We start from the raw sequence: 21,691 nt of genomic DNA, 5'->3' as shown, positions 1-21,691 counted from the left end.
GACCTGGGGTTGAAGCAACGGTGATTTTCGACGCTGCCCGCACCGCGGCCCTGGAGCTGCTCTCGCCTCCGTTCCGCGCCGTGTTCATCAAGACGCTCGGCTTGACCCTGCTGGCGCTGGTCGCCTTGTGGTTCGGCCTGACCAGCCTTGTCGAATGGCTGGCCCTGCCGTGGCTCCAGACATTGTTGCCCGGCATACCGTCCTGGGCTGGCTGGCTGGGCGGCATCATCGCGGCCATCGCTCTGGCCTTCGGCATGGCGCTGCTCGTTGCACCGGTCACGGCCGTCATCGCCGGCCTGTTCCTCGACGATGTCGCCGAAGTGGTCGAGCGCACCGATTACCCAGGCGACCGGGCCGGACGCGCCATGCCGGCATTGCGCTCGATGGTGCTGGCGATAAAGTTTTTCGGCGTCGTCATCCTGGGCAACATCGTGGCGCTCATGCTTCTGCTGGTGCCGGGCATCAACATCGCAGCCTTCTTCATCGTCAACGGCTACCTGCTCGGGCGCGAATTCTTCGAATTCGCCGCCATGCGCTTTCGCCCCGAGGAAGATGCGAGAGCCTTGCGCCGGCGCTATGCCGGTACGGTATTTCTGTCCGGTCTGGTGATCGCGGCCTTCCTCGCCGTGCCGCTGCTCAACCTGCTGACGCCGCTGTTCGCCGCCGCCATGATGGTGCATCTGCACAAGGCGGTCTCGGCCCGCGAAGCGGCCCGTCCCGCACGCGGTTGAGCCTTCAGCGCAACAGGAAACCGCGCCCCAGCTCGTCATCCGGCTCGACAGTGAATTCGGCTCGTCCGGAATAATAGGCACGGCCGCCGACGCGGGCGACGATCGCCTCGTGCGGGCCGGCCTGCGCCGTGCGCACTACCGCCCCGGAAAAGCGCGAGCCGGCGATGCTCTCGAAGGTCCGCGTCTGCCCGGTGGCGATCTCGCCCTTGGCATGCATGGCCGCCAGCCGGGCTGTGACGCCGGAACCGGTCGGCGAACGGTCGACCTCAGCTTCGGCGAAGACGCAGACATTCCTGGTGACTTCCCCGGAAAAGGCGTCCTTTCCATCGGTCAGAATGGTGCCATAGAGGAAGGCGAGATCATCATGATCGGGATGCGACAGTGCAAACTCGGCCTTGAGCCGGTTCGTCAGCGCCGTTGCCGCATCGACGAAATCGCGGACCCGGTCGCGGCCGAATTCCAGCCCGAACTGATGGCAGTCGGCCAGCGCGTAGAAAGCCCCGCCATAGGCGATATCGAAACCGATCTTGCCATACTCTGTCAGCTCGATCTGTTGGTCGCGAGCGAACAGGAAGGCAGGCACGCTCTCGAACGACACCGCACCGGCCTTGCCGTCGCTGACCTCGACCGAGGCGACGACCAGGCCGCAAGGCGCCTCGATGTTGACGGTGGTGACCGGCTCCTGTTTCGCCACCAGGCCTTCATCGATGGCATAGCGGCCGAGCGCGACGATGGCGTGGCCGCACATGGTGGAATAGCCCTCATTGTGCATGAACAGCACGGCAAGGTCGGCGCCGGGCAAATCGGGCTCGACCAGCAAGGCGCCATACATGTCGTAATGGCCGCGCGGTTCGAAGATCAGCAGTTTGCGCAAATGGTCGAGATGGTCCCGCACATAGGCGCGCTTCTCCAGGATGGTGCCCTTGGGGATAGCGGGATAACCGCCCGTGACGATTCGCAGCGGCTCGCCGCCCGTATGCATGTCGACGACAGTAAGATTCATGCGGCGTCTAACCCTGGGATTTGCCGTAGAGCGCCTGCAGCTTGCCGAACGGCATGGCGGCGCGGGTGAAGCCGAACGTTCCGTCCTGCTGGATTTCGCGCGCCGCCGTCTCCAGCATGCCGTAAGCGAAATTGGTCAGCCACGGCCCGAGCGAAATCCGCTTGACGCCGGCCATGGCAAGGTCGGCGATGGTGAAGCCGGGCCTCGCCATGACGTTGACCGGCTTGGTCACCGCCGCGCAGAGCGTGCGCACCATCTCGACGTCGCCGATGCCCGGTGCATAGAGCACGTCGGCGCCCGCCTTTTCGAAGGCCTGCAGCCGCTTGATCGTGTCGTCGAGGTCGGACTTGCCCCACAGGAAATTCTCGGCCCGCGCCGTGAAGACAAAGTCGCGCTTCAGCGCCCGCGCTGCCTCCACCGCGGCGGCGACACGCTCGACCGCGTGCGAAAACTCATAGATGGGCTTGTCCGGATCGCCGGTGTGGTCCTCGATCGAGCAGCCGGCGAGCCCGGCGGCTTCCGCCGCGAAAATGGTCTCGGCGGCCTGCTCGGCGCTGTCACCCTTGCCCTTCTCGAGATCCGCCGAAACCGGCAGTTCGGTCGCGGCCGTCACCTCGCGGCAATGATGGATCATCTGGTCGAAGCTCACGGCCCCGTCCGGCAGGCCGCGCGAAAAGGCAAAGCCGGCGCTGGTCGTAGCCAGCGCCTTGAAGCCGAAGGAGCCAAGCAGCTTCGTCGTGCCCGGGTCCCAGGGATTGGGCATGACGAAGGTCGAGGCATGCAGGTCGCGAAAGATCTTGCCCTTGTCCATGAATGTTCCCCATGACGAGTGTCGGGGCGGATGCTAGCGCGCCGTTTCCGGCCGGGCAAACGAATGCGGTTGGCTCAGAAGCGTTTCTCGTTCTCTGCTGACAATTTCACGAACGCGTCGGAATCGGCGACATATCGCGATGTCTTTTTGCTCCAGTGATAGGTCACCGAGGTCTTGTGCGATGAGGCTTTGGGCGCCGCCTCGTCGCAGCTCTCCTCGTTTGGCAGGATGGTGTCGGTCACCGTCGCCTTGATGCCGGCATGGGAGCGGCCGTCCTTGACGGTTCGAACAGCCACGTCCTGCGTATGGCTGTAGGCACAGAGCCTTTCATCGAACGCATAGATTGTGTCGATCAGCTTGAACTTGTCGCCGACAACCATGACAAGCAAGGTGATCATATAGTTCTGCTCCGAATTGGAATGCGAACTCCCGGTCATCAGGATGTCGTCATTGGCGCCGACGGAAAGCCTGCCTGGCTCCTGGAAATAGGTGTCGCGGTCGAGCGCGACATTGACGGCGTCGAGCAGGGTCGGCTTGCCGGCGGTGTCGTAGAGCGCCAGCACGGCATAGCCTTCGGCGCTGTCGGGAGAATCGCCGAGGTCGAACAGCATCGCCAGCCGGCCCTTGCCACCAACCTTGAGGGCAAGCGCGGAAGCGTTGGAAAAGCTCGATGTGTCGGGTGGCGAGCCTCCCGCATCGGGTCCCTGGACATGGGGCATCTCGATCGGCGGACCGCCCTTGAACATTCCGCCTTTGTCCGCTGCGAGATCAGGAATGACCATCCTCGCCAGGTCGAGATAGGTCACATCGGTGCGCCGGGCAGCATGCTGCCAAGGTCGGCCAGGCCGGCGGTCTGCGCCTGTGCCGCCGCCCACAGGCACGGCAACAGCAGACATGCGAAGATGAAGCGAAGCGGCAGCGAAATCATGTTGGGCCTCGGGCGGAGAGGCACCCACGCTAGCACGGCGTTCTGCAACGCGCAGCCGTGCCGATCAGTGGATCGGCACCAGCCCGGCGAGTTCGCGCATGTCGTCGAACAGGATGCCGCCGGCCTCGATCAGGCCGTCGCGGTCGGAATAGGGGTCGCCATGATAGGAGAACACCCGCATGCCGGCGGCAATGCCTGCCTGCGTGCCGGCGACGCTGTCCTCGATGACGATGCAGTCGGCGGGCGCGAAGCCCATGGCTTTGGCAGCATGCAGGAACAGGTCGGGGAACGGCTTGCCGCGCGAGACCATGGTGGCGCTGAACATGGCATGCTCGAACAGCGGCAACAGCCCGGTCTGGCCAAGCGTTATGTGCATTTTCGAGATCCTCGCCGAGGTGGCGACGCAATAGGCGAGGCCGGCCGCGCGGACCGCCTCGATGAACTCCCGGACATAAGGGATCGCCTCGACGCCGTGGGCGAACAGATCCGGCAGGCCGGCATTCCAGCGCTCGACGAAATCGGCGCCGAGCCTGACGCTGGTCGTCTCCTCGATCTCCTTCTGCACCGAGACCATGCTGCGGCCGGAGAAATTCTTGCGGCAATATTCGAAGGTCGTTGGATAGCCGCTCGCGCTAAGCCATTCGGCCAGGCGTCGGTTGGCGAGGTTCTCCGTGTCGACCAGGATCCCGTCGCAGTCGAAGATGACAAGTTTCGGCAAGGGCATTGGATTCGCGATCAGGCGGTGCCGGTCGATCCGAATCCGCCCGAGCCGCGCGCCGTGCCGCCGGCGAGCGAACGCTCCTCCACCGCCACCTGCGTCACGGCGGCGAAGACGATCTGGGCAATGCGCATGCCACGCGTCACGGCAAAATCCTCGTCGCCGAGATTGACCAGCAGCACCTTCACCTCGCCGCGATAGTCGCTGTCGACCGTGCCGGGTGAATTGAGGACGGTAAGGCCATGTTTGAAGGCAAGGCCCGAGCGTGGCCGCACCTGGCCTTCCATTCCTTCGGGAATTTCCAGGATCAGCCCGGTCGGCACCAGAGCGCGCTTGCCCGGCAGGATCAGAAGCGGCCGATCTTCGGGCACCGCCGCGCGCAAATCCATGCCGGCGGCGCCGGTGCTTTCATAGGCGGGAAGCGGAAGGTCGTCACCATGCGGCAACCTGACGAAGCCGACGGTGGGACCGATGACGGAGGGTGTTTGAAGGGCTGCGCGCATAAAATCGATCCTATCGGCGCGATTGCCGATTCGGTCAATTCGCCCGCAGGGCTATCAACGGCTTTCTTTCGGGCGTTACGATGACTTCGCTGTCCAGCGCAGACGTCTCAATAATGTTGTTGCGCTGGTGGAATGCCTATTTGGCGATTGGCGAGAACGCTCACCACTTCGTCATCCACGGGCGGAGCAAGGAGCGTAGCGACGCGGCGTAGACCCGAGGATCCATGCCGGGATTCGGAAGCGCTGCTACGGTGCAGAATTCTGCTCCGCGGCATTCTACGGTCAAGGTAACGGCATGGATCCTCGGGTCTGCGCGCCGCTTCGCGTCGCTCCGCCCGTGGATGACGAAGTGTGAGGCCCTGGCCGACTAACGCACTTCCATCGGAACCACCGTCGTCTCCTTGATCTCCTCCATGACGAAGGAGGCGGAAACATCCGACAGCGCCACCTTGGCGATGAGCCGCTGGTAGAGCCGGTCATAGGCCTTCACGTCGGCGACGCGCGCGCGCAAGACATAATCGAGATCACCAGACATGCGGTAGACACCGATGATCTCGGGCAAACCGCTCACCGCGGCGCGGAATTTCTGCAGCCAGTCCGGATCGTGGTTGGATGTGCGGATCAGGATGAACACCGAAAGGCCAAGCCCGAGCTTTTCGGCATCGACCAGCGCCACGCGGCCGGTGATGACGCCATCTTCCTCCAGCCGCTTGACGCGACGCCAGCAGGCATTGCGTGACAAGGCCACCCGTTCCGACAGCTGGTCGACCGACAACGTGCCGTCGCGTTGCAGTTCGGCAAGCAATTTTCGGTCGATTTCGTCGATTTCCAGTGTCATGTGGGATATTTGTCCCATGAAGTGGCAAGATACAAGGATATTTTGGGACCAATGAACCGGTGAGGCGTGTCAGGATACTCATATCAGGAAGCTCCAGCGCTGAAGGGGAACCAGCATGTCGCTCGCAAGCATCTTCACCTCGCATCCGGCCAAGGTCGGTGAGACCTATTTCGGCCACATGGCCTTCGCCGCCTGGTTCTCGTCGCGCCTGCTGATGGCGGCAGGAGCAGCGCTCGTTCACGCTTTCTTGCCATTTCTCTTCGAGACTACCGCCAGCCGAATCATTCGCGAGCTCTACGAGCGGACGCACAACAGAGGCGCACACGCGACCAAGGAGCCTGTGGCTCTTCCGGATCGCGCCTAGGGGACGACAAAGCGATGTGCCGGTGGGCGGCCTATCTCGGTGAAGCGGTCTTTCTCGAAGATATCCTCACGGCGCCCTGTCACTCGCTGATCGCCCAGAGCCACTGCGCCCAGGAAGCCAAGTCGCCGACCAATGGCGACGGCTTCGGCCTTGCCTGGTATGGCGAGAGGCCCGAGCCCGGCCTCTATCGCGACATCCTGCCGGCCTGGTCCGACCCCAATCTGAAAAGCCTGTGCCGGCAGATCAAGTCCGGCCTGTTCCTCGCCCATGTCAGGGCCTCGACCGGCGGCGCCACCAGCCGCATGAACTGCCATCCGTTCATCTCCGGCCGCTGGTCGTTCATGCACAATGGCCAGATCGGCGGTTTCGAGAAAATCCGCCGCGCGCTGGAGAACTCGCTGTCCGACGCTGTCTTCGACCAGCGCGAAGGCACCACCGATTCCGAACTGTTTTTTCTGCTGATGATCGACGAGGGCCTTTCAGCCGACCCACAAGGCGCCGTCTCGCGTGCCACCAGCCGCGTGCTGGAAGCCTCTCGCCGCGCCGGTCTCGAGCCGGCGCTTAAACTCACCGCCGCTTTCTCCGACGGACAGGCGCTGTATGCGGTCCGCTACGCCACCGACGCCCACGCGCCCACGCTCTACACGTCCATCTTCCGCAAGGGCGCTGGCCGCTGCATCGTCTCCGAGCCCTTCGATCGCGAGGGCGGCGACTGGCAGGCGATCCCGCCATCGAGCTTCGTCACCATGACCAGGGATGGCATCGACATCAGTCCATTCGCTCCGATTGCGGCGAAGCTGGCGCTGGTTGGATAACGCCTCACCTCAGCGCATCTGGGAAACGTCGCGGGACAGAGGGGGCGCCGTAGAGTGCCGGCAGCGCAATTCCGATCAAGTATTGAGCGCGTGCGGATGCTCAACTCCGCTTGAAGCCGCGCCGCAATCCGCCATCTTGAGGAGGCAGGCGGCAAGCAAGCCGGAGCATTCGCCATGGACCTCGTATTTCTTTCGGTTGCCGAACTCGCCAAAGCCATTCGAAACCGCAAAATCTCCGCCGTCGAAGCGCTCGACGCCCACCTCGCGCAGATCGACAAGCACAACCCTGCCGTCAACGCCGTCATCTCACTCGACAGGGAAGGGGCTCGCGAGCGCGCCAAAAAGGTCGACGGGGTGCAGACGCGTGGCGAAACGCTTGGCCCGCTGCACGGCGTTCCCTTCACCCTGAAGGACATGCACGAGACGGCGGGCATGAGGACCACTGTAGGCTTCCCGCCCTTCGCCGACTATGTGGCGAAAGAGGACAGCCCGGTCGTTGCCCGCTTGAAGGCAGCTGGCGGTGTGCTGATGGCCAAGACTAATGTCGCCACATTGTTGTCCGACTGGCAGTCGGACAATCCGTTGTTCGGCCGCACCAACAATCCCTGGAATCTCCAGCGCACCCCGGGCGGATCCAGCGGTGGCGCCGCTGCCGCCGTCTGCACGGGCATGACACCGTTCGACGTCGGCACCGACATGCAGGATTCGATCCGCCTGCCTGCCGCCTTTTGCGGCGTCTATGGCCTGAAGCCGACGGAGCACCGCGTCTCTCTGGCCGGCGCCTTCCCGAATCCAGGCGGTGCGGCGCGCAGTGTGCGGCTGATGTCGTGTCTCGGCCCACTGGCGCGCAGCGTCGAGGATCTGTCGTTGATCTATCGCATCATCGCCGGCCCGGATGGCCGCGACAACGACCTTGCGCCGGTGCCGGTCGAAACCATGCCGAAGCTCGACCTCAAGACATCGCGCATCGCTTTCGCGCCCTTCTTTCCCGGTTTCCCGGTGGCCGGCGACATCAGTGCCGCGGTCGAAAATCTCGCAAGGCAACTGCAAGACGCCGGCGCCCTCGTCGAGCAAGCCAAACTGCCCAAGCTCGACCTGCACGACGATCTCGCCCAGGGCGGAGCGCTGATCGGCATGATGATGGAGGCGGCGCAGCCGCAGCCGCCGGAGGAACCGACATCGGTCTCGCGCTGGTTCGAGGCGCTGGCCCGCCGCGACAAATCCATTCTCGCCTGGGACCGGTTCTTCGAGGATTGGGACGCGCTGCTTTGCCCGGTCGCCATGACCACGGCATTCCCGCATTGTGCGCCGGGCACGACGATCAAGGCCGACGGCAAGGACCAGAGCTATTGGATGCTGCCGGCCTACGGCGCCGTCTTCAACTACAGCGGCCACCCGGCGCTTTCGATTCCGTACGGACAGGATAGTGACGGCCTGCCGATCGGCCTGCAGCTTGTCGGCAGACGCTGGTCGGAGGCGCGGCTGCTCGGCATCGCCAGGGCGATGGCGCCGTTGACCGGCGGCTTCAGTCGTCCGCCGGGTTATTGAGCGAAGCGCGACAATCCGTAAGGTTCCAGCAGCGGGTCGCGATCGCCGCCAAGAATTTCGCGCGTGGCGAACAGGCCGACGGCCGGCGCCAGCGTGATGCCGGAATGCGTGACCGCGATGTAGACGCCATCCATGCCCTCGGCGCGGCCGATGATCGGAAAGCCGTCGATCGGCGTCGGCCGGTACCCGACAGTGTGGAAATCGAGCTCAAGGCCATCGCTGTCCACTAACATGGCTTTCGTGGCCGCGAACAACGCGCGGGCGGTGGCCTGGGCATCCATCCCCGGATCGCCGCCGCCGAAGTCCGAGCCGGCGATGATGCGGCCCTGCGCCGTCTGGCGCATGTGCAGTCGCTCGGCCAGCACCAGTCCGTTGAGCAGCTTCTTGTATGGCCGGGAGTGGACGATGAGGCCGGGCGGCGTCTCGATCGGCAGGTTGATGCCGGCGGTCGCGGCGATCTCCGGCGAACCGACGCCTGCCGCGATCACCACCTCGTCGGCGGCAATCAGCCCATGCGATGTGTCCACGCCGGTTATCCTGCCATTGGTCTGGACAAGTGCTGTCACCGTGCTGGAGATGATGCGCGCGCCATGCCGGTTCGCATCTGCCAGCAGTGCTTTCGCGGTTGCGACCGGCTCGGCGACACCCTCTTCGGCTACATGCAAAGCGACATCCGGCAGTTCGGCGAGGTTAGGCTCGATGCGCGCCGCGCCGGCCCGGTCGACGCGCGCGATGCCGTAGCCCCAGGCAGAATGCTCCGCGGCATAGGTTTCCATATCGGCCGCCGACAGTTCCCAGCACAGGCCGCCGCACCATTTGAGCGGCAGGCCGGGCAGGTCTCTTGCCAACCGCGACCATTCGGCCATGGCGCGGCTGCGCAGTCGGAAATACCGCTCCGGATTGCCCCAGCTGGCATTGATCCAGCCAAAGGAATTGGGCGTCGCGACACCACCGGCTTCGCTGTTGGCGATGACCGTCACCTGGGCGCCCGCTTTGGTCAGGTGCCAGGCGATCGACGCACCGATGATGCCGGCACCGATGACGATCACTTGTTTGCCGGTGCTCATGTTCGCTCCTGATCCCAACGACGTTCGTCCAAGTGCCATCCTGTTAGCCGCTTGCCAACATCGAATGCCGCAAAAAACACAGCTTGACATCAATACGTACGTACGTATTATACCGCCATGGCTAGACAATCACTCCGCGAAAAACTCCTCGACGCCGGTTTCCAGACCATCTGGGACTCGGGCTATGCCGCCGCCGGCGTGCGCGACATCGTTGCCGCGGCCGACGCCCGGCCGGGCTCCTTCACAAACCATTTTGCCTCCAAGGAGGAATTCGTTGGCGAAGTGGTGGACCGCTATTTCGCCTATGTCAGCGGGCTGGTCGAAACAGCGCTGGCTCGGGATGGAACCCCGCCTGTCGGCAGGCTGCGCCGTTATCTCGATCTCATCACCTCGAAGCTTGAAGCGCATGATTGGGCGCGCGGCTGCATGATCGGCAATCTCAGCCTCGAGACCGCGGTACACAGCGAACCCTTACGGCTGCGCCTCGTCGCCATCTTCGAGCGCTGGCGCCAGCCCTTCGCGGCGTGCATCGCCGAAGGCCAGGCCGCCGGCGACATCACGAGAGCCTTCGATGCCGAGGACCTTGCCGACTTCCTGCTGTCGTCCTGGCAAGGCGCCATGCTGCGTATGAAAGTCGAGCGCAGCCCCGAGCCGCTCGAACGCTTCAAGGCCATTATCTTCAAAACAGTCTTTGCAAGGGAGATGCCCCAATGACCTCGCAAGCCGACACCGCTTTGAGGCGCGGACAAATTGCCGTGCTCGATTCGACCATGTCCTTTGTCGAGGCTGGCGCGTCCGGTCCGACCGTGCTGTTCCTGCATGGCAATCCAACTTCGTCGCATATCTGGCGCAACATCATCCCGCACGTGGCGCCGTTCGCGCGCTGCATCGCGCCCGACCTGATCGGCTATGGCCAGTCCGGCAAGCCCGATATCGACTATCGCTTCTTCGACCATGTCCGCTACCTCGACGCCTTTCTCGACGCGCTCGACATCGGGGATATGGTTTTGGTCGCCCAGGATTGGGGCACGGCCCTTGCCTTCCATCTCGCGGCGCGGCGGCCGCGCCGCGTTCTCGGCCTCGCCTTCATGGAGTTCATCCGGCCCTTCGAGCGCTGGGAGGACTTTCACCAACGTCCGCAAGCTCGCGAAATGTTCAAGGCGTTGCGGACGCCCGATATTGGCGAGAAGCTGGTCCTGGAAGACAATGTCTTCGTCGAAAAATTGCTGCCGGCCTCGGTGCTGCGCACAATGAGCGACGAAGAGATGGCCGTCTACCGGGCGCCGTTCCCGACGCCGCGATCGCGCAAGCCGGTGCTGCGTCTGCCTCGGGAATTGCCGATCGAGGGCCAGCCCGCTGACGTTGCGGCCATCAGTGAGCACGACCATCGCGCGCTGCGGCTGTCCACCTATCCGAAGTTGCTTTTCGCGGGCGATCCCGGCGCGCTGATCTCGCCGCAGGCCGCACGCCAGTTCGCGGCCAGTTTGAAGAATTGCCGGTTCATCAACCTCGGACCCGGTGCGCACTATCTGCAGGAGGACCACGCCGACGCCATCGGAAGCGCCATTGCCGGCTGGCTTCCTGAGGTCGTCCAGGCGAGTGGCGTGGGCGCGTTGGCCTGAGAGCACCACGGCAATCCGGCGGCGTCCGTGCCGCCGGACCGGTCGACAGCCCGGCGCAGCGCTGCTAGAAGCCCGGCCTGTCACACGGAAATCCCAAGAATGCCCGAAATTATCCCAGAGGAAGTCGCGCGCCGCCGCACTTTCGCGATCATCGCCCACCCCGACGCCGGCAAGACGACGCTGACCGAAAAGCTGCTGCTGTTCGGTGGCGCCATCCAGCTTGCCGGCGAGGTGAAGGCCAAGAAGGACCGCATCCAGACACGGTCCGACTGGATGAAGATCGAGCGCGAGCGCGGCATTTCGGTCGTCACCTCGGTGATGACCTTCGAATATGAGGACAACGTCTTCAATCTGCTCGACACGCCGGGCCACGAGGATTTCGCCGACGATACCTATCGCACGCTGTCGGCGGTCGACTCGGCCGTCATGGTCATCGACGCCGCCAAGGGCATCGAGCCGCGCACGCTGAAATTGTTCGAGGTCTGCCGGCTGCGCGACATCCCGATCATCACCTTCGTCAACAAGATGGACCGCGAAAGCCGCGATCCGTTCGAGATTTTGGACGAGATCGAGCAGAAGCTGGCGCTGGATACCGCGCCCATCACCTGGCCGATCGGCCGTGGCAAGACCTTCTCCGGCACCTATCACCTGGCGCTGAACGCCGTGCGCAAGGGCGACGACGAGAAGGAGCGCACGCCGGTCAACGGTCCCGATTCCAACCGTGTTGCCGGCCTTTTGCCGGAAAACGAGCGCGAGGCCTTCATCGAGGAACTCGAACTGGCGCGCGAAGCCTGCCGTCCGCTCGATATCGACGCTTTTCGCGAAGGTCATCTGACGCCGGTCTATTTCGGCTCGGCGCTGCGCAATTATGGCGTGCGCGACCTGATCGAGGCGCTTGGCGCCTTCGGGCCGCCGCCGCGCGCGCAGGAGGCCGACACCCGCACCATCGAGGCGACGGAGGAGAAGATGACCTCCTTCGTCTTCAAGATCCAGGCCAACATGGACCCCAACCATCGCGACCGCATCGCCTTCGTGCGCGTCTGCTCGGGCAAGCTCGAGCGCGGCATGAAGGCCAAGCTGGTGCGCACGGGAAAGCCGATGTCACTCTCGGCGCCGCAATTCTTCTTCGCCCGCACCCGCGTCACCGCCGACGAGGCTTTCGCCGGTGATGTCGTCGGCATCCCCAACCACGGCACGCTGCGCATCGGCGACACGTTGACCGAGGGTGAGGAAATCCTGTTCCGTGGCGTGCCGAATTTCGCCCCGGAAATCCTGCGCCGCGTGCGCCTCGGCGACGCGATGAAGGCCAAGAAGTTGAAGGAAGCGCTGCACCAGATGGCCGAGGAAGGTGTCGTGCAGCTGTTTTCGCCGGAAGATGGCTCGCCGGCCATCGTCGGTGTCGTCGGCGCCCTGCAACTCGATGTGCTGAAAGAGCGGCTGAACTTCGAATACACGCTGCCCGTCGAGTTCGAAATGTCGCGTTTTTCGGTCTGCCGCTGGATCTCGGCCGACGACAAGGCCGAAGTGCTTCGCTTCATCGAGGCGCATCGCGGCGACATCGCCCGCGACCTGGACAACGACCCGGTGTTCCTCGCCCAGCACGCCTTCTCGCTGAACTACGAAGCCGAGCGCTGGAAGGCGATCCGCTTCGCCACGATCAAGGATTATCAGGTGAGAGATAAGGCGGCGTAGGCTGTCCTTTCCCTTCTCCCCTTGTGGGAGAAGGTGTCGCCGAAGGCGACGGATGAGGGGTGTTCCAGGGAACGCAACGTGTCACTCCGCTGGAACACCCCTCATCCGTCTCGGCGCTATCGCGCCGATCCACCTTCTCCCACAAGGGGAGAAGGCAAGATCGCGCTTCTCACCCCTTCGCCGCCGCCTCCAACTTGTCGATCTCGATCTTGCCCATCTGCATCATCGCCGACATCACCCGGCCGGCCTTTGCCTTGTCAGGGTCCTGAAGCAACCTGGGCAACTGCTCCGGGACGACCTGCCAGGAAACACCGAACTTGTCCTTCAGCCAGCCGCATGGCCCCGGCTCGCCGCCTTCGGTGAGTTTGTTCCAGAAATGGTCGACCTCGTCCTGCGTCTTGCAGTCGATCGACAGCGACATGGCCTCCGTGAACTTGTATTGCGGGCCGCCATTGAGCGCCTGGAACTGCACGCCGTCGAGCTCGAACGATGTCACCAGCACTTTGCCTTCCGAAGCATGGCCCTTTGGCCAGCGTGTGACGCTCAGCACCCTCGAATTCCTGAAGATGGATACGTAGTGGTTCATGGCCTCTTCGGCCTGGTCGTCGAACCAGAGGAAGGTGGTGATCTTTTGCATGTCGTGCTCCTCATTTCTCTCTGTTGGGGCGAAGAAGGCCGGAACGAGGCCAGGGGTGAAGAAAGGTCAGGCCGCGCCCTTGGCGGCGTCCTGCAGGGAAGCAAGATAGGCATCGAGCTGGCGGTAGCTTTCGGCCATGCCGCTCGTCATGCCGGTGCCGAGCGCACCATCGCGGGCCGCCTGCGAGGCGTAGAGCACCGTCTGCGTCAGCAGTGTTTTTCCGCTCTGCGCGGTGAAGATCACGGTCCCGATTGTCTCGCCACCGGTCCAGTCCTCGTCGAAGAGTTCGGTGGCCACGAGCCGGATCGGGCGCACGATCTCGCGATAGGCGCCGCTCATGCCCATGGTCCGGCCGTCCCGATGCTGCCAGACATAGCGCGTCGCGCCGCCGACCCTGAGGTCGATTTCGCAGACCGACAGCCGCCACCCATCGGGACCGTGCAGCCAGCCCTTCAACAGCTCTGGTATGGTCCAGCAGTCGAACACCATCGGGCGGGGCGCATCGAAGATCCGGGTGACCTGAACTTCGCGATCGCTGGGCGTGCTTACAGTCAATGTCGCGACCGTCGAGCCGGGCAATGTTGTGGTGCTCACGATGATCCTCCTGCTGTTTGTCCAAGGACGTTGCGCCAACTGGCGATCCGACACGGTTTTCTGATTTTTCTCGTCGGGGCCGATACGCCGGGCTTCGGCTATTGTTCCGCGTCGCCGGCCGCTTTCTTGGCCTGCATGGCAGCCAGCAAGACGTCGAGACGCTGGAAATTGCCTTCCCAGATCTTGCGATAGCGCTCCAGCCAGTCATTGGCCTCGGCCAGGGGCTTTGCCTCCAGCCGGCAGGGCCGGCGCTGCGCGTCGCGACCGCGAGAGATCAGGCCGGCGTTTTCAAGCACCTTGAGATGCTTGGAGATCGAAGGCTGGCTCATGGCGAAAGGCTCGGCCAGCTCCATCACCGATGCCTCGCCTTCCATGAGCCGGGCAAGAATGGCGCGCCGCGTCGGATCGGCAAGCGCGGCGAAAGTGGCGTCCAGCTGGTTCATGTGAGGTCCATAGCCAATAAGGTATATACCCATTTGGCTATATATAGATCGGCCCCATCCGTCAACCCGGATCGGCGAATTCGTGGCGCATTGCAAAATTGTGGCCAGACCATACTTGCGCGTCTATAACCCCTGCGATCAAAATTCAGCGCCGCCGCGCCACTCTTCGGCTGCGGCCAGCCACCAAGGAAAAAATATGCCCGCCTACCGTTCCCGCACCACCACCCATGGCCGTAACATGGCCGGCGCCCGCGGCTTGTGGCGTGCCACCGGCATGAAGGATAGTGATTTCGGCAAGCCGATCATCGCGGTGGTCAATTCCTTCACCCAGTTCGTGCCGGGCCATGTCCATTTGAAGGACCTTGGCCAGCTCGTCGCGCGCGAGATCGAGAAGGCCGGCGGTGTTGCCAAGGAATTCAACACCATCGCCGTCGATGACGGCATCGCCATGGGCCATGACGGCATGCTCTATTCGCTGCCGTCGCGGGAGCTGATCGCAGATTCCGTCGAATACATGGTCAACGCCCATTGCGCCGATGCCATGGTCTGCATCTCCAACTGCGACAAGATCACGCCCGGCATGCTGATGGCCTCGCTGCGCCTCAACATCCCGACCGTCTTCGTCTCCGGCGGACCGATGGAGGCCGGCAAGGTCGTGCTGGCCGGCAAGACGCAGGCGCTCGACCTCGTCGACGCCATGGTCGCGGCCGCCGACGACAAGATCTCCGACGAGGACGTCAAGGTCATCGAGCGCTCCGCCTGCCCAACCTGCGGTTCCTGCTCCGGCATGTTCACCGCCAATTCGATGAATTGTTTGACCGAGGCGCTCGGGCTTTCGCTGCCGGGCAACGGTTCGACATTGGCCACGCATGCCGACCGCAAGCGGCTGTTCGTCGAGGCCGGCCATCTCGTCGTCGATCTCGCCCAGCGCTATTACGAACAGGACGACGAGAGCGCATTGCCGCGCAGCATCGCCTCCAAGGGCGCCTTCGAGAACGCCATGACGCTCGACATCGCCATGGGCGGCTCGACCAACACGGTGCTGCACATCCTGGCCGCCGCGCATGAGGGCGAGGTCGACTTCACCATGGAAGACATCGACCGACTGTCGCGACGGGTGCCGGTGCTGTGCAAGGTGGCGCCGGCCAAGTCCGACGTGCACATGGAAGACGTCCACCGCGCCGGCGGCATCATGGCGATCCTAGGTCAGCTCGATGAGGCCGGACTGATCAATCGCGACCTGCCGACGGTGCATACGGCAAGCCTCGGCGAAGCGCTCGACCATTGGGACATCTCCCGCACCTCCAGCCAGAATGTGCGCGACTTCTTCCTCGCCGCTCCCGGCGGCGTGCCGACGCAGGTCGCCTTCAGCCAGGACCGCCGTTGGGACGAGCTCGACACGAACCGCGAGACCGGCGTCATCCGCTCGGCGAAGACGCCATTCTCTAAGGACGGCGGCCTTGCCGTGCTGAAAGGCAATCTGGCGCTCGATGGCTGCATCGTGAAGACGGCCGGCGTCGACGAGTCGATCCTGAAATTCACCGGTCCGGCTCGCGTCTTCGAAAGCCAGGACGCTTCGGTCAAGGCGATCCTTGCCAATGAGATCAAGGCCGGCGATGTCGTCGTCATCCGCTATGAAGGTCCGCGCGGCGGCCCCGGCATGCAGGAGATGCTCTATCCGACCAGCTACCTGAAGTCGAAGGGCCTGGGCAAGGCCTGCGCGCTGGTCACCGACGGTCGCTTCTCCGGCGGCACGTCGGGCCTGTCGATCGGCCATGCTTCGCCGGAAGCGGCGGAAGGCGGGTTGATCGGGCTGGTGCATGAAGGCGACACGATCGAGATAGACATTCCCAACCGCACCATCCGCCTGGCCGTCAGCGACGCCGAACTCGACGCGCGCCGCGCGGCCATGGAGGCCAAGGGTGCGGACGCCTGGAAGCCGCAGGAAAAGCGCAAGCGCAAGGTCACGACCGCGCTGCGCGCCTACGCCGCCTTCGCCACCAGCGCCGACAAGGGCGCGGTGAGGCACGTGCCGGAGTAAGGTTCGCGCAAGCCCCCTCATCCGGCCGCTTGCGCGGCCACCTTCTCCCCGAGGGGAGAAGAGATCGCCAACGCCGGCGCAAGCCTCTTCTCCCCAGCGGGGAGAAGGTGGCCTGAAGGGCCGGATGAGGGGGCTTGGCTCCCACATCGCCCGATATTGTCACGGCATCAGCTGATACTCATAAAGTTTCTGGTAAAGCCCGCCCTGCTTGAGCAAGGCTCTGTGCGGCCCGCTTTCCACCACCTTGCCGGCTTCCAGCACCACGATCGTGTCGGCCTGGTGCACGGTCGAGAGGCGGTGCGCGATGACGATGGTGGTGCGCCCTTCCGTCAGCTGTTGCAGCGCGTCGCGGAACAGCGCCTCCGACTCCGCGTCGAGCGCGCTGGTCGCTTCGTCCAGCAGCAGGATTTCGGCGTTGCGCAGCATGGCACGCGCGATGGAAATGCGCTGGCGCTGGCCGCCTGACAAAAGGCCGCCATTCTCGCCGACATCGGTTTCATAGCCTTTTGCCTGGGCGACGATGAAGTCATGCGCGTTGGCCGCCTTGGCCGCGGCGATCACCTCTTCGTCGGTCGCGCCCTCGCGGCCAAGCCGGATGTTGTGCATGATCGTGCCGGCAAACAAGAACGTGTCCTGGCTGACATAGGCGATCTTTTCCCTGAGCGAGGCCAGCGTGGCATGGGAAATGTCCTGCCCATCGAGCAGCACCCTGCCGCTCTTGGGGTCATACATGCGCATGATCAGGTTGAGGATCGTCGACTTGCCGCCGCCGGAAGGCCCGACCAGCGCCGTCATCTTGCCGGCCTCAAGGGTCAGGTCGAACCGGTCCAGCACCGGCGGACCATTCTGGTAGGCGAAGCTTACGGCGTCGAACCGTATCTCGCCGGGCCCGGCCTGAAGCGGTTTTGCATCCGGCTTCTCGGCCAATGTCAGCGGCTCGTCGGCCAACTGGAACATCATGCGCACGCCGACAATGCCGCTTTCCAACGAGATACGGACGCGCGCGAGGCGTTTAGCCGGCTCATAGGCAAGCAGCAGCGCGGCGATGAAGGCCATGATGTTGCCAGGCATCTGGCCGCCCTGCAGAACCAGCAAGCCGCTGACCATGACAGCGCCGGCGATCGCCAGCCCGGCCAGCGTTTCCATCACCGGATTGGTCACCGCTTCCAGCGCGGCGATGTTGTTGGCCCGGTCCTCGACATCGGACACCGCCCTGTACATACGCTTGCGCATCAGGCCTTCGAGGTTGAAGGATTTGACCACGCGCACGCCGATCGCGGTTTCCTGCATCACCTGGACGATCTGGCCGACCGAGCGGAACTCCATGGCGGCGAACTTGCGCACCCGCTTCAGGATGCGGTTGACGCTATAGATGGCCAGCGGACCGACGACGAAGCAGATCAGCGACAGCGCCGGCTGCTGCCAGACCATGACCCCGATCAGGGCGGCCAGCGTCACCAGGTCGCGCACATAGGAGGTGACGATGAGGTCGAGCACGTTGCGCGCCGCCTGGGCATTGTTGGTCATGCGGGTGATCAGGTCGGATGACGAGGTCGAGTGGTAGAATTCGATGCCTTGCGCCAGGATGCGGTCATAGATCTTGCGCTGCCGTTCGGCGATGATGGCGTTGCCGACGCGGCTCATGAAGTAGGCCTGGACGAAGTTGGCGATGCCCTTGACGATGAAGATGGCGGCAACCGCCACGGCAATCATGTTGACGCGGTCGACTCTCTTGTCGATCACGAATTCATTGGTGATTTCGCGCAGGATCCAGGCGCTGGCGGCCGTCATGCCGGCCACTACCAGCATCGACAGGATGGCGGCGGCGTAGCCGGCCCTGTGCTGTCGGAACGATTCCCTGAGCAGCCTTGCGACGAGGCGCTGGTTTTCCGTCGAGCGGAAGAAGCGAAACAAAGGCGGATCCTTGATGCCGGGACGACGAAGGCGGCTTATAGAGGGAGTTGCCGCCGGAGGGAACCTTTCGCCACCATGGAAAGAAACCGCTGCGGCAGGCTGTCTTTTGAGACACGATGCGACTGTGATTCTTAAAGCGGGATGATGAGAGATGGATTTCGACCTAATCGTTCGTGGCGGCACGCTGCCGGATGGCGGTATCGCCGACATCGGCATCAGCGGCGAGACGATCGCGGCGATCGAGCCGAAGCTCGAGGGTTCAGCGCGGACCGAGGTCGACGCCCGTGGCAATCTGGTGTCGCCGCCCTTCGTCGATCCGCATTTCCATATGGACGCCACGCTGTCCTACGGCATACCGCGCATCAACGCATCGGGCACGCTGCTTGAAGGCATCGCGCTGTGGGGCGAACTGAAGCCGCTCTTGACGCACGAAGGGGTGCGCGACCGCGCGCTCGCCTATTGCGACTGGGCGGTGTCGATGGGGCTGCTTGCCATCCGCACCCATGTCGATGTCTGCGACGACCGGCTGCTGGCGGTCGAGGCGCTGCTGGAGGTCAAGAAGACCGTCGCCCCCTATATCGACCTGCAATTGGCGGCCTTCCCGCAGGACGGCTTCTATCGCTCGCCGACGGCACGCCAAAACACCATTCGCGCGCTGGACATGGGCGTCGATATCGTCGGCGGCATTCCGCATTTCGAGCGCACCATGGCCGACGGCACGCGCTCGGTGACCGAACTGTGCGAAATCGCCGCACAACGCGGCCTGATGGTCGACCTGCATTGCGACGAGACCGACGATCCCCTGTCGCGCCACATCGAGCAGCTGGCCTATGAAACGCAGCGGCTCGGCCTGCAGGGCAAGGTGGCCGGCTCGCATCTCACGTCGATGCATTCGATGGACAATTACTATGTCTCGAAGCTTCTGCCGCTGATCGCCGAGGCCGGCGTCTCCGCGATCCCCAATCCCTTGATCAACATCATGCTGCAGGGCCGCCATGACACCTTCCCCAAGCGGCGTGGCATGACGCGGGTCAAGGAAATGCTGGCGCTGGGCATCCGTGTCGGGTGGGGTCAGGATTGCGTGCTCGATCCCTGGTATTCGCTGGGCACCGCCGACATGCTCGACGTCGCCTTCATGGGCCTGCATGTCGCCCAGATGTCGAGCCCCGCCGACATGGCGCGCTGTTTCGACATGGTCACCAACGTCAACGCCGCCATCATGGGCCTCGATCATCTCGGCCTCGGCGTGGGCAAGCGCGCCAGCCTGGTGATCCTCGATGCCGGCAATCCGATCGAGGCCCTGCGCCTGCGCGCCGAGCGCATCTGCGTCATCGCCAGGGGCAAGGTGGTGGCGGAAAGGACAAGGCAGGATACCAGGCTTTCCATTCCCGGCAGGCCGGGTCAGGTGAACCGCAGACATATATCCGCCTAGATACAGCCGATTCCCGACGCTGGTCTTACCCATTTCCTGATTTCTCCTCGTCAAAGCCACCGCTTCCGTCTACGACGCGGCTCAGGCGAGGGAGGAATCGGGGTCGGCATGACGCAACCCATGGCGCGGAATTCACCAATCAGGAATGTTCTTCTGGCCGGCATCCTGCTGATGCTGGCCGGCGACTTCCTGTTTGCGCTGAACGACGCTATGGGCAAGTGGCTGGTCGCCAGCTTTTCCGTCGGCCAGGTGGTGCTGATCCGTTCGATAGGCGCCTTTATCGTGCTCGGCCCGATGATCGCCAACCAGGGCGCTGGCAGACTGTTCCAGATGGAGCGGCCCGGGCTGCAGATCCTGCGCGTGGTGGCGACGACGCTCGACACCGCTTTGTTCTACGCCGCCGTCGTCTATCTGCCGCTTGCCGATGTGATGAGCTTCTACATGGCCGGGCCGATCTATGTGGCGGCTCTGTCGCATTTCCTGCTTGGCGAAAAGGTCGGCTGGCGCCGCTGGGTGGCGATCCTGCTCGGCTTCTGCGGCGTGGTGATCATGCTGAAACCGTCCTCCGCCGCGCTTTCGCTGTCGTCGAGTTTCGCGCTTGTCGGCAGCCTTGCCTTCGCCTTCGCCATCATCCTCAACCGGCGCCTGCGCGGCACCAGCGACACCAATCTGGTGACATGGCAGACGATCGGCACGCTGGCGGTTGGCGGTGTGCTGACCATCGGCGCCTGGAAAACGCCGTCGCCGCTCGACCTCGGCGCCATGCTGCTGCTAGGCATCGTCTCCTGCGGTGCGCATCTGATGATCACGCGGGCGCTGAAACTGGCGCCGGCCTCGACGCTGGCGCCGCTGCACTACACGCTGCTCCTGTGGGCGGTGGTGTTCGGGCTGGCATTCTTCGGCGACGTGCCCAGCCCGCGGATCCTGATCGGCTCGGGCATCATCGTTCTCGCCGGCCTGTTCATCTTCCACCGCCAGAAGGTGGTCGATACCACGGTGCCGCCAGAGAACGTGCCGAAGGGTGTCAATTAAAGGCCGGATTTCGGGTGACTAGTCCTGGCGTATCGCAGCAAGGTGCCTGGAAAACTCTGGTGTCTCCATTAGCGCCTTGCAGCGCGCGAAGCGGCCGTCGGCATAGGCGCGGAAATCGTCCACCGGATTGTTGTTGGCGAGCTGGATCAGCCCCCACAGCGTCCATAACAGGTCGCACATAGCTTTGTAGATGGCGACGCGGCCGCGCTCCGCCGGCTTCGCCTCGCCGCCGAAATAGGCGCGCATCAACTCCTCGTCCTAGGCGGCGTCGAACCTGCCTTCCACGCTGAGATCGCCGAGGTCCCAGAGCGGATCGTTCATCCCGGAATATTCCCAGTCGACGATCCACATCCGCTCGCCCGTATCGAGGAAGTTTTCGCACAGCGGATCGCAATGGCAGGCGACGAGAGGCAAGGGGCGGACGGCCAAGGCCGAGCGCACGCTGCCGGCCTCGCGCACCACGTCGTGATAGCCGGCGGGCAGGGCGACATCCCTGGTCGACAGCACCTTGAGATAGTCGTCGATCATCGAAAACAGCTCGAAGCGGAAGGGGAAGACCGCGCCGGACGCGTGCAGCTTGCGGAAGGCCTCGGCCGCCCGGGCCGGACTGCCCTGCCGCGCCCTGAATTTCTCCGGCGACATCGTCTCGGCACCGGCGATGTAGCGCGTCACCATCAGGCCGGTGGCGGCGTCGGCATGCAGCACCTCGGGGCTGACGCCGGCTCTTGCCGCCTCGCGCGCGGCAACCGCTTCGTTGGCGCGGTTGATGTATTCCTCGGTGCCTTTGCCTGGAATGCGCAGGCAGTAATCGCCGGCCCTGAAGACGAGATTGGTCAGGCCGCCGAGCCGTTGTAGCGGCCCGGTGTAGCCGGCCAGCACCGGAATGGCGGCAAGTCTTGCTCGCGCCTCGTCTGTCCCCATGCCTGCGTCCCCACGCGTTATTTCTTCGCTGCAACGG

22 protein-coding genes and 1 pseudogene are annotated in these 21,691 nt (G+C 64.0%); 10 read left to right on the top strand and 13 right to left on the bottom strand.

Going from position 1 to position 21,691, the window contains the following annotated elements; genetic code table 11:
* The first annotated feature begins 20 nt into the window (after positions 1-20).
* Positions 21-731 carry a sulfate transporter family protein gene (locus tag EJ077_RS27185; RefSeq protein ID WP_208697705.1) on the top strand — a complete coding sequence of 237 codons (711 nt, stop codon included), beginning with the start codon at positions 21-23 and terminating at the stop codon, positions 729-731.
* Positions 732-735: 4 nt separating this feature from the next.
* On the opposite strand, the gene EJ077_RS27180 is transcribed toward EJ077_RS27185, so the two are convergent.
* The 7 genes from EJ077_RS27180 to EJ077_RS27155 all read right to left on the bottom strand — a co-directional run bounded on the left by EJ077_RS27180 (position 736) and on the right by EJ077_RS27155 (position 5,532).
* A complete protein-coding gene (locus EJ077_RS27180; protein WP_208697703.1) occupies positions 736-1,734 on the bottom strand; it encodes a proline racemase family protein in 999 nt (332 codons plus the stop codon).
* 7 nt (positions 1,735-1,741) lie between these two features.
* Positions 1,742-2,545, bottom strand: coding sequence for an isocitrate lyase/PEP mutase family protein (locus EJ077_RS27175; RefSeq protein WP_208697701.1), 804 nt, complete (start codon positions 2,543-2,545; stop codon positions 1,742-1,744).
* Positions 2,546-2,619: 74 nt separating this feature from the next.
* The gene (locus EJ077_RS27170; protein ID WP_245458562.1) at positions 2,620-3,351 is read right to left on the bottom strand and encodes a hypothetical protein; all 732 of its coding nucleotides are present in this window, start codon (positions 3,349-3,351) and stop codon (positions 2,620-2,622) included.
* On the bottom strand, positions 3,348-3,473 hold the full coding sequence (locus EJ077_RS32650) for a hypothetical protein (RefSeq protein WP_281040183.1): 126 nt from the start codon (positions 3,471-3,473) through the stop codon (positions 3,348-3,350). The genes EJ077_RS27170 and EJ077_RS32650 overlap by 4 nt, the downstream gene beginning before the upstream one ends.
* Positions 3,474-3,537: 64 nt before the next feature.
* Positions 3,538-4,197 (bottom strand): HAD family hydrolase, encoded by a 660-nt coding sequence (locus EJ077_RS27165; RefSeq protein WP_208697699.1) that lies wholly within the window; start codon positions 4,195-4,197, stop codon positions 3,538-3,540.
* Positions 4,198-4,208: 11 nt separating this feature from the next.
* Complete coding sequence (gene dut, locus EJ077_RS27160) at positions 4,209-4,694, bottom strand: dUTP diphosphatase (protein ID WP_208697698.1); 486 nt, start codon at positions 4,692-4,694, stop codon at positions 4,209-4,211.
* 367 nt (positions 4,695-5,061) lie between these two features.
* Complete coding sequence (locus EJ077_RS27155) at positions 5,062-5,532, bottom strand: Lrp/AsnC family transcriptional regulator (protein ID WP_208697696.1); 471 nt, start codon at positions 5,530-5,532, stop codon at positions 5,062-5,064.
* Between the two features lie 115 nt (positions 5,533-5,647).
* Here EJ077_RS27155 and EJ077_RS27150 point away from each other — a divergent pair, with 115 nt between their 5' ends.
* The 3 genes from EJ077_RS27150 to EJ077_RS27140 all read left to right on the top strand — a co-directional run bounded on the left by EJ077_RS27150 (position 5,648) and on the right by EJ077_RS27140 (position 8,259).
* Positions 5,648-5,896, top strand: a complete 249-nt coding sequence (locus tag EJ077_RS27150; RefSeq protein WP_208697694.1) for a DUF6356 family protein — start codon at positions 5,648-5,650, stop codon at positions 5,894-5,896.
* A 14-nt stretch (positions 5,897-5,910) separates the two neighbouring features.
* Positions 5,911-6,711, top strand: coding sequence for a class II glutamine amidotransferase (locus EJ077_RS27145; RefSeq protein WP_208697692.1), 801 nt, complete (start codon positions 5,911-5,913; stop codon positions 6,709-6,711).
* A gap of 174 nt (positions 6,712-6,885) precedes the next feature.
* Positions 6,886-8,259: an amidase gene (locus EJ077_RS27140; RefSeq protein ID WP_208697690.1), complete on the top strand. Its 1,374-nt coding sequence runs from the start codon at positions 6,886-6,888 to the stop codon at positions 8,257-8,259.
* Here EJ077_RS27140 and EJ077_RS27135 read toward each other — a convergent pair.
* A complete protein-coding gene (locus EJ077_RS27135; protein WP_208697688.1) occupies positions 8,253-9,326 on the bottom strand; it encodes an NAD(P)/FAD-dependent oxidoreductase in 1,074 nt (357 codons plus the stop codon). The two genes, EJ077_RS27140 and EJ077_RS27135, sit on opposite strands and share 7 nt — an antisense overlap.
* Positions 9,327-9,443: 117 nt before the next feature.
* Between EJ077_RS27135 and EJ077_RS27130 the strand changes: the two genes are divergently transcribed.
* The 3 genes from EJ077_RS27130 (at position 9,444) to EJ077_RS27120 (ending at position 12,640) form a co-directional block, all read left to right on the top strand.
* A complete protein-coding gene (locus EJ077_RS27130) occupies positions 9,444-10,040 on the top strand; it encodes a TetR/AcrR family transcriptional regulator (RefSeq protein WP_208697686.1) in 597 nt (198 codons plus the stop codon).
* On the top strand, positions 10,037-10,948 hold the full coding sequence (locus EJ077_RS27125; RefSeq protein ID WP_208697685.1) for a haloalkane dehalogenase: 912 nt from the start codon (positions 10,037-10,039) through the stop codon (positions 10,946-10,948). Before EJ077_RS27130 ends, EJ077_RS27125 begins: the two co-directional genes overlap by 4 nt.
* Before the next feature lie 99 nt (positions 10,949-11,047).
* Entirely contained in the window at positions 11,048-12,640 is a 1,593-nt protein-coding gene (locus EJ077_RS27120; protein WP_140509158.1) for a peptide chain release factor 3, read from the top strand.
* 169 nt (positions 12,641-12,809) lie between these two features.
* Here the strand turns inward: EJ077_RS27120 and EJ077_RS27115 are convergent, their stop codons facing one another.
* From EJ077_RS27115 to EJ077_RS27105, 3 genes are all read right to left on the bottom strand, one after another.
* On the bottom strand, positions 12,810-13,277 hold the full coding sequence (locus tag EJ077_RS27115) for a VOC family protein (protein WP_208697683.1): 468 nt from the start codon (positions 13,275-13,277) through the stop codon (positions 12,810-12,812).
* A gap of 66 nt (positions 13,278-13,343) precedes the next feature.
* Positions 13,344-13,871, bottom strand: coding sequence for an SRPBCC family protein (locus EJ077_RS27110; protein ID WP_245458561.1), 528 nt, complete (start codon positions 13,869-13,871; stop codon positions 13,344-13,346).
* A gap of 98 nt (positions 13,872-13,969) precedes the next feature.
* Entirely contained in the window at positions 13,970-14,314 is a 345-nt protein-coding gene (locus EJ077_RS27105) for an ArsR/SmtB family transcription factor (protein ID WP_208697681.1), read from the bottom strand.
* A 196-nt stretch (positions 14,315-14,510) separates the two neighbouring features.
* Here EJ077_RS27105 and ilvD point away from each other — a divergent pair, with 196 nt between their 5' ends.
* Entirely contained in the window at positions 14,511-16,355 is a 1,845-nt protein-coding gene (gene ilvD / locus EJ077_RS27100) for a dihydroxy-acid dehydratase (RefSeq protein WP_208697680.1), read from the top strand.
* Between the two features lie 159 nt (positions 16,356-16,514).
* On the opposite strand, the gene EJ077_RS27095 is transcribed toward ilvD, so the two are convergent.
* Entirely contained in the window at positions 16,515-18,269 is a 1,755-nt protein-coding gene (locus EJ077_RS27095) for an ABC transporter ATP-binding protein (RefSeq protein WP_208697679.1), read from the bottom strand.
* Between the two features lie 151 nt (positions 18,270-18,420).
* Between EJ077_RS27095 and EJ077_RS27090 the strand changes: the two genes are divergently transcribed.
* Both EJ077_RS27090 and EJ077_RS27085 read left to right on the top strand, forming a co-directional pair.
* Positions 18,421-19,701, top strand: coding sequence for an amidohydrolase family protein (locus EJ077_RS27090; protein WP_208697678.1), 1,281 nt, complete (start codon positions 18,421-18,423; stop codon positions 19,699-19,701).
* 108 nt (positions 19,702-19,809) lie between these two features.
* Positions 19,810-20,733 carry a DMT family transporter gene (locus EJ077_RS27085; RefSeq protein WP_208697677.1) on the top strand — a complete coding sequence of 308 codons (924 nt, stop codon included), beginning with the start codon at positions 19,810-19,812 and terminating at the stop codon, positions 20,731-20,733.
* An 18-nt stretch (positions 20,734-20,751) separates the two neighbouring features.
* On the opposite strand, the pseudogene EJ077_RS27080 reads toward EJ077_RS27085, so the two are convergent.
* Positions 20,752-21,654, bottom strand: a pseudogene (locus tag EJ077_RS27080) (phosphotransferase).
* Positions 21,655-21,691 lie beyond the last annotated feature (37 nt).

The sequence above is a fragment of the Mesorhizobium sp. M8A.F.Ca.ET.057.01.1.1 genome (assembly GCF_003952565.1).
GTDB lineage: Bacteria > Pseudomonadota > Alphaproteobacteria > Rhizobiales > Rhizobiaceae > Mesorhizobium.
The sequence above is the reverse complement of the archived record's forward strand: the minus strand, read 5'-3'. Positions and strand labels throughout refer to the sequence as shown.

Coding starts and splice junctions, on each gene's coding strand:
- EJ077_RS27180 (WP_208697703.1), bottom strand. CDS start 1,734: ATGAATCTTACTGTCGTCGACATGCATACGGGCGGCGAGCCGCTGCGA.
- EJ077_RS27175 (WP_208697701.1), bottom strand. CDS start 2,545: ATGGACAAGGGCAAGATCTTTCGCGACCTGCATGCCTCGACCTTCGTC.
- EJ077_RS32650 (WP_281040183.1), bottom strand. CDS start 3,473: ATGATTTCGCTGCCGCTTCGCTTCATCTTCGCATGTCTGCTGTTGCCG.
- EJ077_RS27165 (WP_208697699.1), bottom strand. CDS start 4,197: ATGCCCTTGCCGAAACTTGTCATCTTCGACTGCGACGGGATCCTGGTC.
- dut (WP_208697698.1), bottom strand. CDS start 4,694: ATGCGCGCAGCCCTTCAAACACCCTCCGTCATCGGTCCCACCGTCGGC.
- EJ077_RS27155 (WP_208697696.1), bottom strand. CDS start 5,532: ATGACACTGGAAATCGACGAAATCGACCGAAAATTGCTTGCCGAACTG.
- EJ077_RS27150 (WP_208697694.1), top strand. CDS start 5,648: ATGTCGCTCGCAAGCATCTTCACCTCGCATCCGGCCAAGGTCGGTGAG.
- EJ077_RS27145 (WP_208697692.1), top strand. CDS start 5,911: ATGTGCCGGTGGGCGGCCTATCTCGGTGAAGCGGTCTTTCTCGAAGAT.
- EJ077_RS27140 (WP_208697690.1), top strand. CDS start 6,886: ATGGACCTCGTATTTCTTTCGGTTGCCGAACTCGCCAAAGCCATTCGA.
- EJ077_RS27135 (WP_208697688.1), bottom strand. CDS start 9,326: ATGAGCACCGGCAAACAAGTGATCGTCATCGGTGCCGGCATCATCGGT.
- EJ077_RS27130 (WP_208697686.1), top strand. CDS start 9,444: ATGGCTAGACAATCACTCCGCGAAAAACTCCTCGACGCCGGTTTCCAG.
- EJ077_RS27125 (WP_208697685.1), top strand. CDS start 10,037: ATGACCTCGCAAGCCGACACCGCTTTGAGGCGCGGACAAATTGCCGTG.
- EJ077_RS27120 (WP_140509158.1), top strand. CDS start 11,048: ATGCCCGAAATTATCCCAGAGGAAGTCGCGCGCCGCCGCACTTTCGCG.
- EJ077_RS27115 (WP_208697683.1), bottom strand. CDS start 13,277: ATGCAAAAGATCACCACCTTCCTCTGGTTCGACGACCAGGCCGAAGAG.
- EJ077_RS27105 (WP_208697681.1), bottom strand. CDS start 14,314: ATGAACCAGCTGGACGCCACTTTCGCCGCGCTTGCCGATCCGACGCGG.
- ilvD (WP_208697680.1), top strand. CDS start 14,511: ATGCCCGCCTACCGTTCCCGCACCACCACCCATGGCCGTAACATGGCC.
- EJ077_RS27090 (WP_208697678.1), top strand. CDS start 18,421: ATGGATTTCGACCTAATCGTTCGTGGCGGCACGCTGCCGGATGGCGGT.
- EJ077_RS27085 (WP_208697677.1), top strand. CDS start 19,810: ATGACGCAACCCATGGCGCGGAATTCACCAATCAGGAATGTTCTTCTG.